Annotated in this window: 15 protein-coding genes and 1 pseudogene; 4 read left to right on the forward strand and 12 right to left on the reverse strand. The window is 44.8% G+C overall.

The window, feature by feature from the left end:
* Positions 1-38 precede the first annotated feature (38 nt).
* The 8 genes and pseudogenes from BCT81_RS12865 to BCT81_RS12900 form a co-directional block, all read right to left on the reverse strand.
* Positions 39-707 (reverse strand): annotated as a pseudogene (locus tag BCT81_RS12865) (sulfatase-like hydrolase/transferase); the annotation flags it as partial.
* Positions 708-756: 49 nt separating this feature from the next.
* Entirely contained in the window at positions 757-1176 is a 420-nt protein-coding gene (locus tag BCT81_RS12870; protein WP_102424665.1) for a globin, read from the reverse strand.
* Between the two features lie 97 nt (positions 1177-1273).
* Positions 1274-1654, reverse strand: coding sequence for a VOC family protein (locus tag BCT81_RS12875; RefSeq protein ID WP_102424666.1), 381 nt, complete (start codon positions 1652-1654; stop codon positions 1274-1276).
* Between the two features lie 143 nt (positions 1655-1797).
* Positions 1798-2238 carry a redox-sensitive transcriptional activator SoxR gene (gene soxR / locus BCT81_RS12880; RefSeq protein WP_008220909.1) on the reverse strand — a complete coding sequence of 147 codons (441 nt, stop codon included), beginning with the start codon at positions 2236-2238 and terminating at the stop codon, positions 1798-1800.
* Between the two features lie 187 nt (positions 2239-2425).
* Complete coding sequence (locus BCT81_RS12885; RefSeq protein ID WP_102424667.1) at positions 2426-2947, reverse strand: NAD(P)H-dependent oxidoreductase; 522 nt, start codon at positions 2945-2947, stop codon at positions 2426-2428.
* Positions 2948-2966: 19 nt separating this feature from the next.
* Entirely contained in the window at positions 2967-3758 is a 792-nt protein-coding gene (locus BCT81_RS12890) for an arylamine N-acetyltransferase (RefSeq protein WP_102424668.1), read from the reverse strand.
* 281 nt (positions 3759-4039) lie between these two features.
* Complete coding sequence (locus BCT81_RS12895) at positions 4040-5602, reverse strand: glutamate synthase-related protein (protein WP_102424669.1); 1563 nt, start codon at positions 5600-5602, stop codon at positions 4040-4042.
* Positions 5603-5805: 203 nt separating this feature from the next.
* Positions 5806-6363 (reverse strand): DUF1439 domain-containing protein, encoded by a 558-nt coding sequence (locus BCT81_RS12900; RefSeq protein WP_004739985.1) that lies wholly within the window; start codon positions 6361-6363, stop codon positions 5806-5808.
* A 162-nt stretch (positions 6364-6525) separates the two neighbouring features.
* On the opposite strand from BCT81_RS12900, the gene BCT81_RS12905 reads away from it, so the two are divergent.
* The 4 genes from BCT81_RS12905 to BCT81_RS12920 all read left to right on the forward strand — a co-directional run bounded on the left by BCT81_RS12905 (position 6526) and on the right by BCT81_RS12920 (position 9674).
* Positions 6526-6912 carry a DUF393 domain-containing protein gene (locus BCT81_RS12905; RefSeq protein ID WP_102424670.1) on the forward strand — a complete coding sequence of 129 codons (387 nt, stop codon included), beginning with the start codon at positions 6526-6528 and terminating at the stop codon, positions 6910-6912.
* A gap of 324 nt (positions 6913-7236) precedes the next feature.
* Positions 7237-8580, forward strand: coding sequence for an AarF/ABC1/UbiB kinase family protein (locus tag BCT81_RS12910; protein WP_102424671.1), 1344 nt, complete (start codon positions 7237-7239; stop codon positions 8578-8580).
* Between the two features lie 84 nt (positions 8581-8664).
* The gene (locus tag BCT81_RS12915; protein WP_102424672.1) at positions 8665-9210 is read left to right on the forward strand and encodes a glutathione peroxidase; all 546 of its coding nucleotides are present in this window, start codon (positions 8665-8667) and stop codon (positions 9208-9210) included.
* The gene (locus BCT81_RS12920) at positions 9207-9674 is read left to right on the forward strand and encodes a DUF3429 domain-containing protein (protein WP_102424673.1); all 468 of its coding nucleotides are present in this window, start codon (positions 9207-9209) and stop codon (positions 9672-9674) included. Before BCT81_RS12915 ends, BCT81_RS12920 begins: the two co-directional genes overlap by 4 nt.
* Before the next feature lie 5 nt (positions 9675-9679).
* Here BCT81_RS12920 and BCT81_RS12925 read toward each other — a convergent pair whose 3' ends face one another.
* Genes BCT81_RS12925 through BCT81_RS12940 form a run of 4 tightly spaced genes read right to left on the reverse strand, consistent with a single transcriptional unit; the run spans position 9680 to position 12628 of the window.
* Entirely contained in the window at positions 9680-10165 is a 486-nt protein-coding gene (locus tag BCT81_RS12925) for an N-acetyltransferase (protein ID WP_102424674.1), read from the reverse strand.
* Positions 10166-10198: 33 nt separating this feature from the next.
* Positions 10199-10975 carry a phosphotransferase gene (locus BCT81_RS12930; protein WP_102424675.1) on the reverse strand — a complete coding sequence of 259 codons (777 nt, stop codon included), beginning with the start codon at positions 10973-10975 and terminating at the stop codon, positions 10199-10201.
* Positions 10976-11011: 36 nt separating this feature from the next.
* Positions 11012-11992: a phosphotransferase gene (locus BCT81_RS12935; RefSeq protein WP_102424676.1), complete on the reverse strand. Its 981-nt coding sequence runs from the start codon at positions 11990-11992 to the stop codon at positions 11012-11014.
* A 21-nt stretch (positions 11993-12013) separates the two neighbouring features.
* Positions 12014-12628: a LysE family translocator gene (locus BCT81_RS12940; RefSeq protein ID WP_102424677.1), complete on the reverse strand. Its 615-nt coding sequence runs from the start codon at positions 12626-12628 to the stop codon at positions 12014-12016.
* Positions 12629-12720 lie beyond the last annotated feature (92 nt).

Raw genomic sequence — 12720 nt, forward strand, 5'->3', positions numbered from 1 at the left:
CGCTCATACAGAGCGGGATTTTTATTATGCTATTTCCATTAGTTGCCCACGCCACCAGTATTGTCGGGCTGAGTTTCTGGCGTTTTAGGTGGCCACTCTTTGAAAGTCGCTAGATGTTGCTGTACCGCTGCTTGAGCAGGGCCAAATGCCCACATCTTCTGCCCCATCCATTTCAAGTACATACCTGACTCTTCTGCTGCTCGCTCATAAGGGTCACGTCGCAAGTTAAACAATAACGGTGCATTAAGCTCTTCTTTCGGACCACTCCAACCATGATTCTGAACTACGAAGTGTGCCTTCCAATCACCAACTCGAACCGCTTGTAGCTTGTCACGCTCGTAGTAGTAAATCTCTTTACGATTCGATTCGCCTTTTTCAGTCAGCATATCGACTTGGTTATAGCCATCGAGGTGTGCTTTAAAGCCATCGTAACCTTTGAGCATTTTCTCTTTCAGATCCGCTGGGCCACCAGCTGCTGCAACAAGCGTTGGTAACCAGTCCATACCATCAAAAATGCCGTTGCCGACACTACCCGCAGGAATTTTTCCCGGCCAACTTACTAGAGCCGGAGCACGAACACCACCTTCCCACGTTGTACCTTTTTCTCCATGGTATGGCGTCATGCCACCATCAGGCCATGTCATGATTTCAGGACCATTATCAGCCGTGAAGATAATAATGGTGTTATCTGCTATGCCGAGCTCTTGCCATTTTTAAATAGCGAATAAGCAAAACAGAGAATAACTAATCAAGAATCTAGCTGTTTACAGAGCTTGGGACCACGCACTCTTGCTTCATGATTTTAAGGCCAACATCGAGGGTTTCTGTCCATGCTTGTTCGACTTGCTCATTGTAGTGAGGATCGTATTTCTTAACCGTATTGAGCAATGATTTAAACCACTCATTAAGCTCTTGCTCAGAGATATCCATTCCTAAATCTTTGTGCTGCTTTCCGAGTCGCTTTACGGAATTACGCACACTGGGTAATCCAGCAGAATTGTAGATGAGGATGATGGAAGCCTTGAGCATCTTAGTTTGTTGCTCCAATCCTACTTTCTCAAAGCGTTCTGAAAACCTAGGGTTATGTTGGCAAAAGTCGGCCAAGAATGACTCTAAAAACGCTTGATCAATCCGGCAACGCTCAAAGCTCTCATAAAATAGTTCGTTTGAAGTCATCTCGCCAATCCTTTGCAATAGCCTGTTTGGTTTGAACCACTAAGATGACTTAATTATACGCCACAGTGGCATAAAACGAACTGAGGCATATCATGAACTAAGGCATAAAGTGAGTTGCACAGATCTTGTTTCCATCAGGATCTCGCAAATACGCCATGTAAAGTCGGCGTTCATCCGACCCTCTCTCACCAGGCCCGTTTTCAATACTGGTGCCGCCATTTTCGACGCCAACTCGATGCCATTCATCCACCAGTTCAGGAGAAGATGCTAGGAAGCCGATCGTCATACCATTGCCGTGCGTTGCAGGCTGACCATCAATCGGTTTGGTTAAACCTAATACACCAGTTTGGCTAACGTAAACACAGCGCCCTTTAGGGTCAACGGAACCTTCACTGTAGCCGAGCACTTTCATGATTGGGTCATAAAAAGCCTTCGCGCGTTCAATATCTTCGGTACCGAGAAAAACATGGCTGAACATAACTAACCTCTTCTTTTATTGAAAGAACCACCTAAACTAGACCCTTAATTCCGCTTTGTCTAGACGAGATACCCCTTACCACCACAGCTCTATCAAGTGATAACACATATAGAATTGAGTTCGATGTTCAGACGAAATGGAGGCTAATCAACAATACGCTGAGCACCCTGCCCTTGGTCATGGAGAATATCTTCTGGGTTCAATAGATGGCACTTTTGCATGCTCAGGCAGCCGCAGCCAATACAGCCTGTGAGGTTTTCTTGTAATGAACGGATCTGTGCCATCTTACTGTCGAGTTGCCCTTGCCATTTCTTTGCCACTCGCTCCCAATCGCGCTTGGTTGCGGTGTGGTTCATCGGCAAGCTAGACAGCTCTTCGGTGATCTCTTCTAGCGTGAAACCTATCGACTGAGCGACTTGAATCAGGGCAATCCGTCTCAGCATCGCTGATTGATAACGGCGCTGATTACCATTAGTTCGAATAGAAGCTATCAAACCTTTGGTTTCGTAAAAGCGCAGTGCCGACGGTGCGACTCCACTACGTTCCGAGAGTTGACCAATCGTTAAATACACGATGTTTTTCATGCTCTATCACTTTCCCTGTTCATGTTATTTAGCTATTCAAATCCACAGAGCAGTATAGCTAAAGTTGATCTTAAGTTTAAGTTGAGGTTCTTGAGTTACCTTTAGGTTTTCACATAATAACAGCAGGGCTTAAAACGCAAAAACAGCCATCAAGGAAGGCTGTTTGAGTCTTGTGACCAATATGCTCCTAGATTTTTTTCATGATCATCTTAAGGTTGTCAATTATCTCTAGGTTGGTCATCTCGCCCGTCTCCATATCGAAGTTGTCGTAGAAACTTGGCACCGACATCGACCCCTTCACATCAGCATCAAAATAAGGTGCAGAATTTACCGCAGACGACAACACAGAGCTTGCGCCGCCTGGGCCTGGTGATGTGGAGAGCATCACAACAGGTTTGCCTTGGTACACTTTCATGTCGATGCGCGATGCCCAATCAAACACATTCTTAAAGGCTGCGGTGTATGAGCCGTTGTACTCGGCAAAAGAGATGACCACAGCATCTGCTTCACCAATCTTGCTAAAAAAGCGCTGCGCGTGTTGATGAACGCCAGACTCTTTTTCTCTGTCTTCACTGTAAATAGGCATCTCGAAATCATTAAGATCGAGCACCTCTACTTGCGCGCCCTCAACTAAGCTTGCGGTGTACGCTGCCAATTGTTGGTTAATCGATGCTTTACTGTTGGTTGCGCCAATTGCTAATACTTTCATTGTTGCTCCTTAAATTTGGTTAGAAACATTTCTCTAAAGTTTGAAAAGGCACATTTGGCGCTAAACCAAAGTACGCTTGTAATGCAGCAAGGTACGTAGGCTCGTCTTCAAGTAGCCATTCCTCGGTTGAGCCATCTTTGCTAATTTTAATTTTCTGGTTAAGCAGCGTGACAATCCCACCTTCAATCGGCAGTGCCGCAATACAGTTTGATGTAAAAATGGATTTCGGACTGTTTGAAGTGAAGAAGTTGCTCGACTCTAGGTCGTTGGCACCCACATACGTCATGTCTAGGCTGTATACCTTCATCCACTCTTCACCCTGCTTTATCTGCAGTAAGAAGCCATATCGTTCATCTTCGATAAAACGAAAAGTTTGCAAGTCATTAGACTGTTCTACACCGGTTTCTAGCAACAATGGCGCACGTGGCGTGAAGGTGCCAAAACCCGCATCCACTAGCCACTGCTTGTCATCAATCGTCACCAATGTCACTCGATGGCTACGCCCTGTCGGCTCTCCCGCTAGATGTACTCGCCCCAGTAAAGCTCTCGCTTCAAAGCCCATACGAGTTAACATATTCAACAACAACCCATTAAGTTCTTGGCAATAACCTCCCCGCTGATTAACCACTAACTTCTCATGCAGTGCGTCTGCTGTGAGCTGAATCGGTAGTCCATGAATCACATCAAAGTTTTCAAAAGGGATACTTCTATGTTGATGTTGATGAATCGCCTTTAAGCTATCGATTGTGATGTCGCTTGGTTGAGATAAGCCGATCCTTGAAAAATATTCGCTGATTTGACTCTGTTCCATACCTAACCCCTGATTTTTTTATCACCTCATGATTGCCCTCTACTGAGCTTGCAGCCCTTAGAAAGTAACAAGGTGATGGTTTGTTTTTTTAGATTGGGAAGGATGATAAAACCTCAAGTTAACTTGAGGTAAAGCGATATTTTCAAAAAACAGGAAATAATTTAAGAGTGCTTATAAAGCAATGATTTGTAATGTGTAAATGAATTGGAATAGGTTGATAATTTAATGGAGAAAACAAGCACACTCACAAATCCAGTGAATGTGCTTTATCGATTTGCTGTTTACTTGAGTGGATTGAGTGGACTAACACCAGAATAGGCAACGCCCGATAGTTCTGCCATCTCACGATTCCATGTAGCCAAATCGTGAGGGTTGAATTGATTCAGGTGATCATGCCCACACGCTCTCGCCATCACTTGCATTAACTCTGTCGACGCCTCGAAGAAGTTTTTAAGCTGATTCGACGCTTTCTCGACATTTAAACGCTGGCGTAGATCGGCCTTTTGAGTCGCAATACCCGCCGGGCAATTATTAGTGTTACACATTCTCGCCGCCACACACCCTATCGACTGCATAGCGCTGTTTGAGATAGCGACACCATCTGCGCCAAGCGCCATCGCTTTTACAAAGTCCATCGGCACACGTAAACCACCCGTGATGATCAATGTAACTCGGTCACTGACACCTTGTTTATCAAGGTAGGCTCTAGCACGAGCCAAAGCTGGAATTGTTGGCACACTGATATGGTCTCGGAACATTTCTGGTGCTGCGCCAGTACCGCCGCCTCGACCGTCTAAAATGATGTAATCGGCACTGGCATCCAATGCAAACTGAATATCTTCTTCGATATGGTTAGCACTTAGTTTAAAGCCAATTGGGATACCGCCCGTCACTTCTCGAACTCGGTCGGCGAATTTCTTGAAATCCGCTGCGGTTTTTAGATCTTTAAAAGTAGGAGGAGAAATCGCCGCAGTGCCCGCTTCAATACCACGTACTTCCGCGATCTTACCGATATTCTTCACACCAGGTAGATGCCCGCCCGTTCCGGTTTTTGCGCCTTGCCCACCTTTAAAATGGAAGGCTTGAACGTTTTTGAGCTTGGCTTCATCGTAACCAAACTGAGCACTGGCTAGCTCATAAAAGTAACGAGAATTGGCGGCCTGTTCCTCGGGTAACATGCCACCTTCCCCAGAGCATATTCCGGTTCCTGCAAGTTCAGCTCCTGTCGCCAAAGACACTTTCGCCTCCTCAGATAGCGACCCAAAACTCATGTCCGATACAAACAGAGGAATATTGAGCTTCAATGGTTTTCTGGCGTTAGGGCCAATAATCAGTTCCGTTTCTACTGGCACGTTTTCCAATAAAGGCTTGGTGGCCATTTGCGCTACCATGACTTGAATGTCATCCCAGTGAGGCAAGAGGTGCCTAGGTACACCCATAGAAGTCATCGGCCCATGATGTCCTACTTTGGACAAACCATCACGCGCTAACTGATGAATAAACTCCACGGTAGGCTCTTCTTTGGTTGCGGTTGCCGCAGGAGATAAATCAGGGGCTGCCGCTTGAATGTGAACTTCAGGGCCTTCTTGCCCAACTTGCTCCGCAGTGAACTGTTTATGAGTGCCATCGCAAAAAGGAAGGTTGTTAGAATACTTGCAACGGCAGAGGTAAGCATCACCGTCCTCTTCGGCAACAAAGCTTTTCGGTTTGAATCCCGTACCGGCATGAGAACCGTCACAAAACGGTTGGCTTTTCGATTTCCCACAGGTACAGAAGTAATACTCCTCTCCCTTCGTCAGCTCTACTTTGACGGGTTTGTTATCCGCAATTACTGGACTCTTCATAGTTCGTTCACCTTTTCTTTCTTATGATTTGATGACTGAAGCGATGACCTGCTCACAAGAGTAAAGTAAAGGTGAGATACGCGGCTAATTCAATAAATGGCCTGAATGGTGAAGTTGATATACCAGCTCGATAGAAAGAAAAATGGCCGCCCAATAGGCAGCCAATATGTGTGATAACTTAGTAGAAACTTATGTATGTGGGATTAATCAAACAGCTCAATGACCAGTTTGTTATCTCGGATTACCAGATTCGGTTCTGATGACTTGATCAACGACTCTTGAACCTTGTTGCTATCCAGTTTGTATACGGGAGATTGAGACAAAGCAAAACCGATCATCGATACCGCAGGCTTGAGCAGCTTTTCAATCTCAGGAGATAACTGTTGCTCCTTCTCTTCAAATCGCTCTAGACGCAATGACTTGAGGTACACTTCACCGCTTTCCTTATCATATTCAGGAATCGCGCTGAATTCTAAATCTAGGTCTAACCCCATATTCGGCATATTGAACACTTGAACTTTTGCATTGGTGTTCGCTAACACTGACACTCGCTGTTCATCTGCTCGACCAATTTTCACTTGTAGATCATCGACCGCGACTTGCGCATACATCACGCTTTGTACACCTACTTCTTGTTCAAGCATGACTGAATCAGCAAGATATTCTGTCATCTCTTGTTCGGTAATGCTGTAGCTGACACAACCACTCAAGATGAGCGCGATACAGGTGATGATTAAGCGATTAATTAGCTTGGTTGTCATGTAAATTCGACTCTTAATTTCTAATTGCATGGAACGGATGTTACCTCTAGATGATATCGTAAAACAGTCGTCACACTGACAGTGTCGGATATGTGGGCAGAATGATCCACCTAATCAACATTCGCGTATAGTTTGAAAATGGCAAAAATAGTAAAGAAATCAATGACTGAATTAACGATATTTTATGATGGAACGTGTCCTCTGTGTGCAAAAGAGATGGCTTCGCTCGCTAAGTACGATACTAAAAACAAGATTCAGACCATCGACATCTATAGTGAAGCGTTTGCAAGCTACCCTCAGATTGATGCGAATGCGGCTAACACCGTGCTGCATGCTCTTGATGAAAACGGAAGGCTACTACTTGGGTTAGATGTGACCTACCAAGCATGGAACCTAGTAGGAAAAGGTTGGCTTTATGCGCCATTGCGTTGGGCCATATTTAAGCCGATTGCAGACTGGTGCTACATAAGGTTTGCCAAGAATCGATATAAGATCTCATTCTGGTTAACCGGAAAATCACGTTGCAACGAAAACAGCTGTACCAAATAGTATCGAGTTAAGACATACCACTGGCGACTTTGTAGTAAACGATGCCAAACAGTGCAGCAAATACTAATACGGTAAGAGCGACTTTCAACCAAATAAACTTCATGCTTTGTCCTTTTCAATCGAGTTACTGATTCAGGCGACAAGTTATCACAACAATACATGAGGTTGTGTAATGATTCACAGAACTTTGCAGTCATACCAATCACAGTAAGTAGTTATTCTACAATCAAAAAATCTAACGATGTTATCGATATTTTTAACAAACTAGCGTGAACAGTAATTTACTAAGATTAGTATCAACCCTGATTCCCAGAGAGAACTTTTATGTCGGCAAAAGAGAGAAACCTTCCCACTCATCGACTTTCTAGATTTAGCAAGTTCGCCTCGCTAGCGACAAGAGTCGCAGGTAACGTGCTAACAGAAGGCACCAAGCAAATCGCACAGGGCAACAGGCCCAAGGCAAAAGACTTGTTGTTAACGCCACAGAACATTGCTCACCTGACCGACCAACTTGCACACCTACGTGGCGCTGCAATGAAGCTGGGACAGATGCTTTCAATGGATGCGGGGGATGTCTTAGAACCGGAGTTAGCCGACATTCTTTCTCGCCTGCGCTCAGACGCTGACCCACTTCCAACAAAGCAGCTCAATCAAGTCTTAGAGAGCTCGCTTGGGAACCAATGGAAAACCGAATTCCTTTCCTTTAACTTCAAACCAATTGCCAGTGCATCTATAGGACAAGTTCATCAAGCGTACAGCGATGCCGGGGACAAGCTCGCCGTCAAAGTTCAATATCCAGGCATTCGAAAAAGCATCGACAGTGATGTAGACAACGTCGGCACACTGCTCAACATTGTTGGTCTGATACCAAAATCGGTCGACTACAAAGGTTTGTTAGAGGAAGCAAAAAAACAGCTCCATGATGAAGCGGACTATGCTCGCGAGGCTGACTATGCGACCCGTTATTACAATGCATTAAAAGAACACTCACACTTCGTCGTGCCTCAGATCCATCCGCAAGTCTCTTCAGAATCCGTGCTCGCCATGGACTTCATTGAGGGCGTCTCAATAGAACAAATAGAAAGTTACGACCAAAGCACCCGTGACTTTGTAATGCACAGCTTGCTTGAGCTCCTATTCAGAGAGTTGTTCGACTTTAAGATGGTGCAAACCGACCCCAATTTCGCCAACTACCTATACGTTGAAAACACCCGACAAATTGGTTTGTTAGATTTCGGAGCAACCCGTGAGTACAGTGACCGCTTCAGCGAGGGTTATCGTTTGGCCTTTTCCTCTGTCATTAACAACGATGAGCAAGGCCTCAATCAAGCATTAGAGCAGATTGGATTCTTTAGCGAAACAATTCTTCCCGAACAACGTCAAGCGATTCTAAACCTAGTGAAGATGGCTTGTGAGCCGATGTTGGTAGACGAAGAGTACGACTTCAAAGCAAGTGGATTAGCACAAAGGCTTCGTGAAGCTGGAACCATTTTGAGCATGGAACAAGAGTATTGGCACACCCCTCCCGCCGATGCGCTGTTCTTACACCGGAAGATCGGAGGTATGTATTTACTCGCCGCTCGCCTCGGCGCGAAAGTGAATATCAGTCGCTTGGTCACTCCATATCTTATCTCAGAGAACAAATGTACAACTAAAAGCGCGAGTTAAAGAGACGGTAAATAATACGCAAAGTGATCATTTCATCGTGCTCAAGAGTAATAACCATTACGCCAACTAAAATGAGCCAACCCTATGAAATGTTCACTACTTTGCTCAACCATATTGATTACAAGCCTCACAAGCTCCATCGCGTTTGCAGCGAGCTGTCCCGAGATACTCAATGGTAAACAGAGGTTATTAAATTCGACCGAAGAAATTGCGCTGTGCGATGAGTTTCAAGGCAAAACTCTATTGGTGGTAAACACCGCTAGCCAATGTGGCTTCACTCCGCAGTTTGAGCAGCTCGAACAACTTCATCAAACCTACAAAGACCAAGACTTCACCGTGATCGGTTTCCCAAGTAATGATTTTCGCCAAGACAAGGGAAGCGAAGAGAAGACGGCAAAAGTTTGTTACCTAGACTATGGCGTGACCTTCCCTATGATGGCGCGAGCTTCACTGTCTGGTAGCAACGCCAATCCCGTGTTTGCAGAGATACAACAGCAAGCAGGCGTAACGCCTAAATGGAACTTTTACAAATTCCTGATCAGTAAAGAAGGTAAAGTCGTCGCCACCTTCCCTAGTTCCACATCACCAGTGAGCGCTACGCTCAAAAATGCGATTGAGCAGCAGCTATGAGGGCGGGTTATATGGCAACAACTCAAACCCGTAACACCATGGCCAAACTGGGGTACATGGGGTTAATTCCATTTTTATTTGGTCTTCTCCTTTCGCTCACCGACAGCCAATTTATGGGGATAAGCGGTGAAACGCTCTTCATCACCTACAGCGTGGCTATTTTGAGCTTTCTTTCTGGGATTTTGTGGGCAAATGGCATCGAGAACTTTGAAAGCCAATCAAGCAACAAAGCGCTACTACTAAGTAACGCGATTGTGCTCGTCGCTTGGCTGGCCGTATTGCTTGGCGAACAACAAGAGCTGGTGACAACTCTTATTCTTATCCTTGGATATATTGCGGTTTGGCGAGCTGAAAGGACGATGAGAGAAGAGAACCAAAGTCAAGGTCCCGACGGCTACTTTGATATGAGAACTCGGCTCACCTCTAGTGTCGTGCTAATGCACGGTATCGTGATGCTGACCTAGAGCTACTAGACTGCCCTAGAAATATGAGCATTTGATTGAAAACCGTTAGCAACAACCTTGATGATGAGCTGCATCACTAACCTCGGCTCATCATCACCAAAGTAGTTTTCTTCTTGTTTGATCGTAGAAAATCCCATTGATGCGTAGAGCGCGCAAGCGGATGTGTTATTTGGATCTACAGTGAGCAAAAGCTTAGCATCTCGGGGCTGCTGCTCAACCGCCTGTTGCATCAGTTTACGGCCAATTCCCATACCACGATAGTTCGGGTCTACCGCTAATGATAGGACCCAAAACTCATTCTGCGTGTCCGTGGTTGTCGTTAAGGCATAGCCCGCAATCTTTGAGTCTTGCCTAGCAACTAATAAGCCTTTCCCCCAACAATCAAATGCCTGACGAATAAAAAATTGCGGATAGGCATGGTCACCAAACAAAGCATGTTCAAGCTGGTAAATTTCAGCCAGTTCCTGTTTTTCCGCACAGACAATATTCATAGATAGACCTTTATAGATTTGACTCCAACCTTATTACAGCTGACCTTCCACACTAGCTAACCAAGTTGGTAATTGCTCTCTAAACCAGTTGATGTATTTCGAAGCTTCAGGGTTGTTACGCGAGACTAATATATTCGTGACTTCGACAACGATCCAGCTTTTCGCGATGATCAATTGCCTTATTAAATCTTCTCGGAAAATCAGATTGTTATGAGGCAGGTACTGGTCAACAATAAACTCATAGTCAGACAAAGTGCCCATCCGAGAAACGAGCGGTGCCAAATCGATAGCTGGGCTGCCATAACCAAAACGCTCCCAATCAAATAACACGAGCTCACCGTTGTCTCTTCTGCCCCAATTTCCTTCGTTCGCATCACCAGAGATCAAGGTGTTATGGTTAAACAAAGCATCACTAAACTGCTGAATACGCAATAAACTGTCTTGAGTCACTTGAGGTAAAGTCAGAGACATGAGCGCAGCTTCAGTGTCACAGGTACTCCATCTATGCTCTTTCACTGCAAAACTTGGCAAATATTGAGACTGATGAATACGAGATAGTTGCTGATACACCTCAGAAGTCGTTTGAAGCTCATTTAGTGTTAAAGAGTGAGGAATGTGCTCGATGAACAGAGTATCTCCTTCCACTGCCAACAATGTAGGGCTATGAACACCAGATAAATGCTGCGCAGCATGTTGGTAAAAAGAAATCTCAACCTCACCCGCCCCTTGCTTTCGAATACAAGGTACGCCGTTACGATTTACAAGAGTGACCTTAGCCGAACCCATTTTAGATAGGTCTTTGTTACTCATTGGAGCTCCCTGAAAATACAATGAAACGCCCTACCTTTATCGCTTATTTACCAAGCGCGCCTCTATCAATGACCATTGCTGAGCGAAAGGCAAAAAGTTCTTATGAGGTATGAATTTACGTGCGGCTAAGTTCTGTTTTAAATACACCTCTTCCAACGCCCAAATATGGTGGTCAGCAAAAATGCCCCAAGCACAGACGCCATCAATGATACTCGCTTTTGAAAGATCATTAATGGACAAGTAACCGCTAACAAATTCGACCGACTTCTTCACATCCATATCAAACATGTACATGCAAGCTCGGGCTATTTCGTAGGCAGGTGGCATGTATTGAACCAAGTCCCAATCAATAATACCACTCACCTTAGAACGATTGTCAAAGAAGAGATTATAATGATGGAAGTCGCCGTGAATCAGTACTCGCTCGGTTTTGGTCTGATAAGAATGGACACTGTGGTCACTTGCTAAAAAACAACGTTGCTGCATAGACCTTCGCAGCGCCCAAGCATCCTCAACGTTTTGCTCCCCTTTTGCTTCGATAGCAACAATGATCTTATCAAGACGCTGTAGCCATTGATCTCTATCCCATGACAGTTGAATAACTGGAAATATCTCGTTTTGCATTACATTTCGAGGGTAGAGACTCAACTGACGATGAAGCTTAGCAAGGGTTATACCGGCTTCGAATGCATGCTTGTCTGTCAAAGCATGCTTTTCAATCAACGAACCATGAGCCTCTGGAAACAACGCATAGTATTCGCCATTAACCTCAACAAAGCTTTGGCCATGTAAAGTGAGGCAAGGCGAAACGACAGTGGGTACTTTTTGAGATAAAAAGAACAGCAGTTTATGCTCATTCATTATACGGCTGGCATCATGAGCCCGGTACTTCCTCAAAAAGAAAGCTGGCGTGGATTCAACCTTATATACCGAGTTGTTTGCCCCAAGAGTAACTTCAGCTAAGGACATATGGGGTTTGGTTTCTGGCCAATGAGAGAGGATTTCTGTACTTACCATATTACTTTCAGCCCTAATTCGTTACTGTCTACTTACCAGCAGATTAGCACCGGATAGAGCAAGAAAAACCGAGCACGCTTTGTTGAAACGCTTCGCCATTTGCGGCTTGGAGAACCAATTTCTGAGATATAAACCAAAGGCAGCGTAGATAGATATCGCGAGCAGCTCTAGCACTAGGAATGTGACACCTAGAATGAAGAATTGTGTGTTTACATTGGCTGAAACATCAACGAATTGAGGCAGAAATGCGGTAAAGATGAGTATCGCTTTGGGGTTACCAGCCGCAAGGGCGAACTCTTGTTTAGCTAGACCAAACCAGTTTTTATTGCGTTCGATGCCTACGATAGGGCTAGCTTGAGAACGCCATAAATTAAACGCGATCCACAATAGATACATTGCGCCAAACAGCTTGATAAAAAAGAACAAGGTCTCAGAAGTATAAAGAACGACGGCCAAGCCAGACGCCGCCAACGCAATCATGCCAGAGAAAGCAACGATTCTGCCTAACCCTGCGATAAATGCAGCTTTAAAGCCATAGCAACGGGCATTATTCATAGACAAAAGATTATTTGGGCCAGGCGTCATGTTCAGCGCAAAGCACGCTGGAATAAACAGCAGCAACTTCCATATTTCCATTGGTATGTCCTAGTTTCAATATGCCAAGGCAATTGAATCATTAAAGTTAAAATGTCCCTTTGTAATTAAAGTTTATCTTTTTAGCAAGCCAT

This window comes from Vibrio sp. 10N.261.52.A1, assembly GCF_002876325.1.
In the GTDB taxonomy this organism is placed as follows: domain Bacteria; phylum Pseudomonadota; class Gammaproteobacteria; order Enterobacterales; family Vibrionaceae; genus Vibrio; species Vibrio chagasii.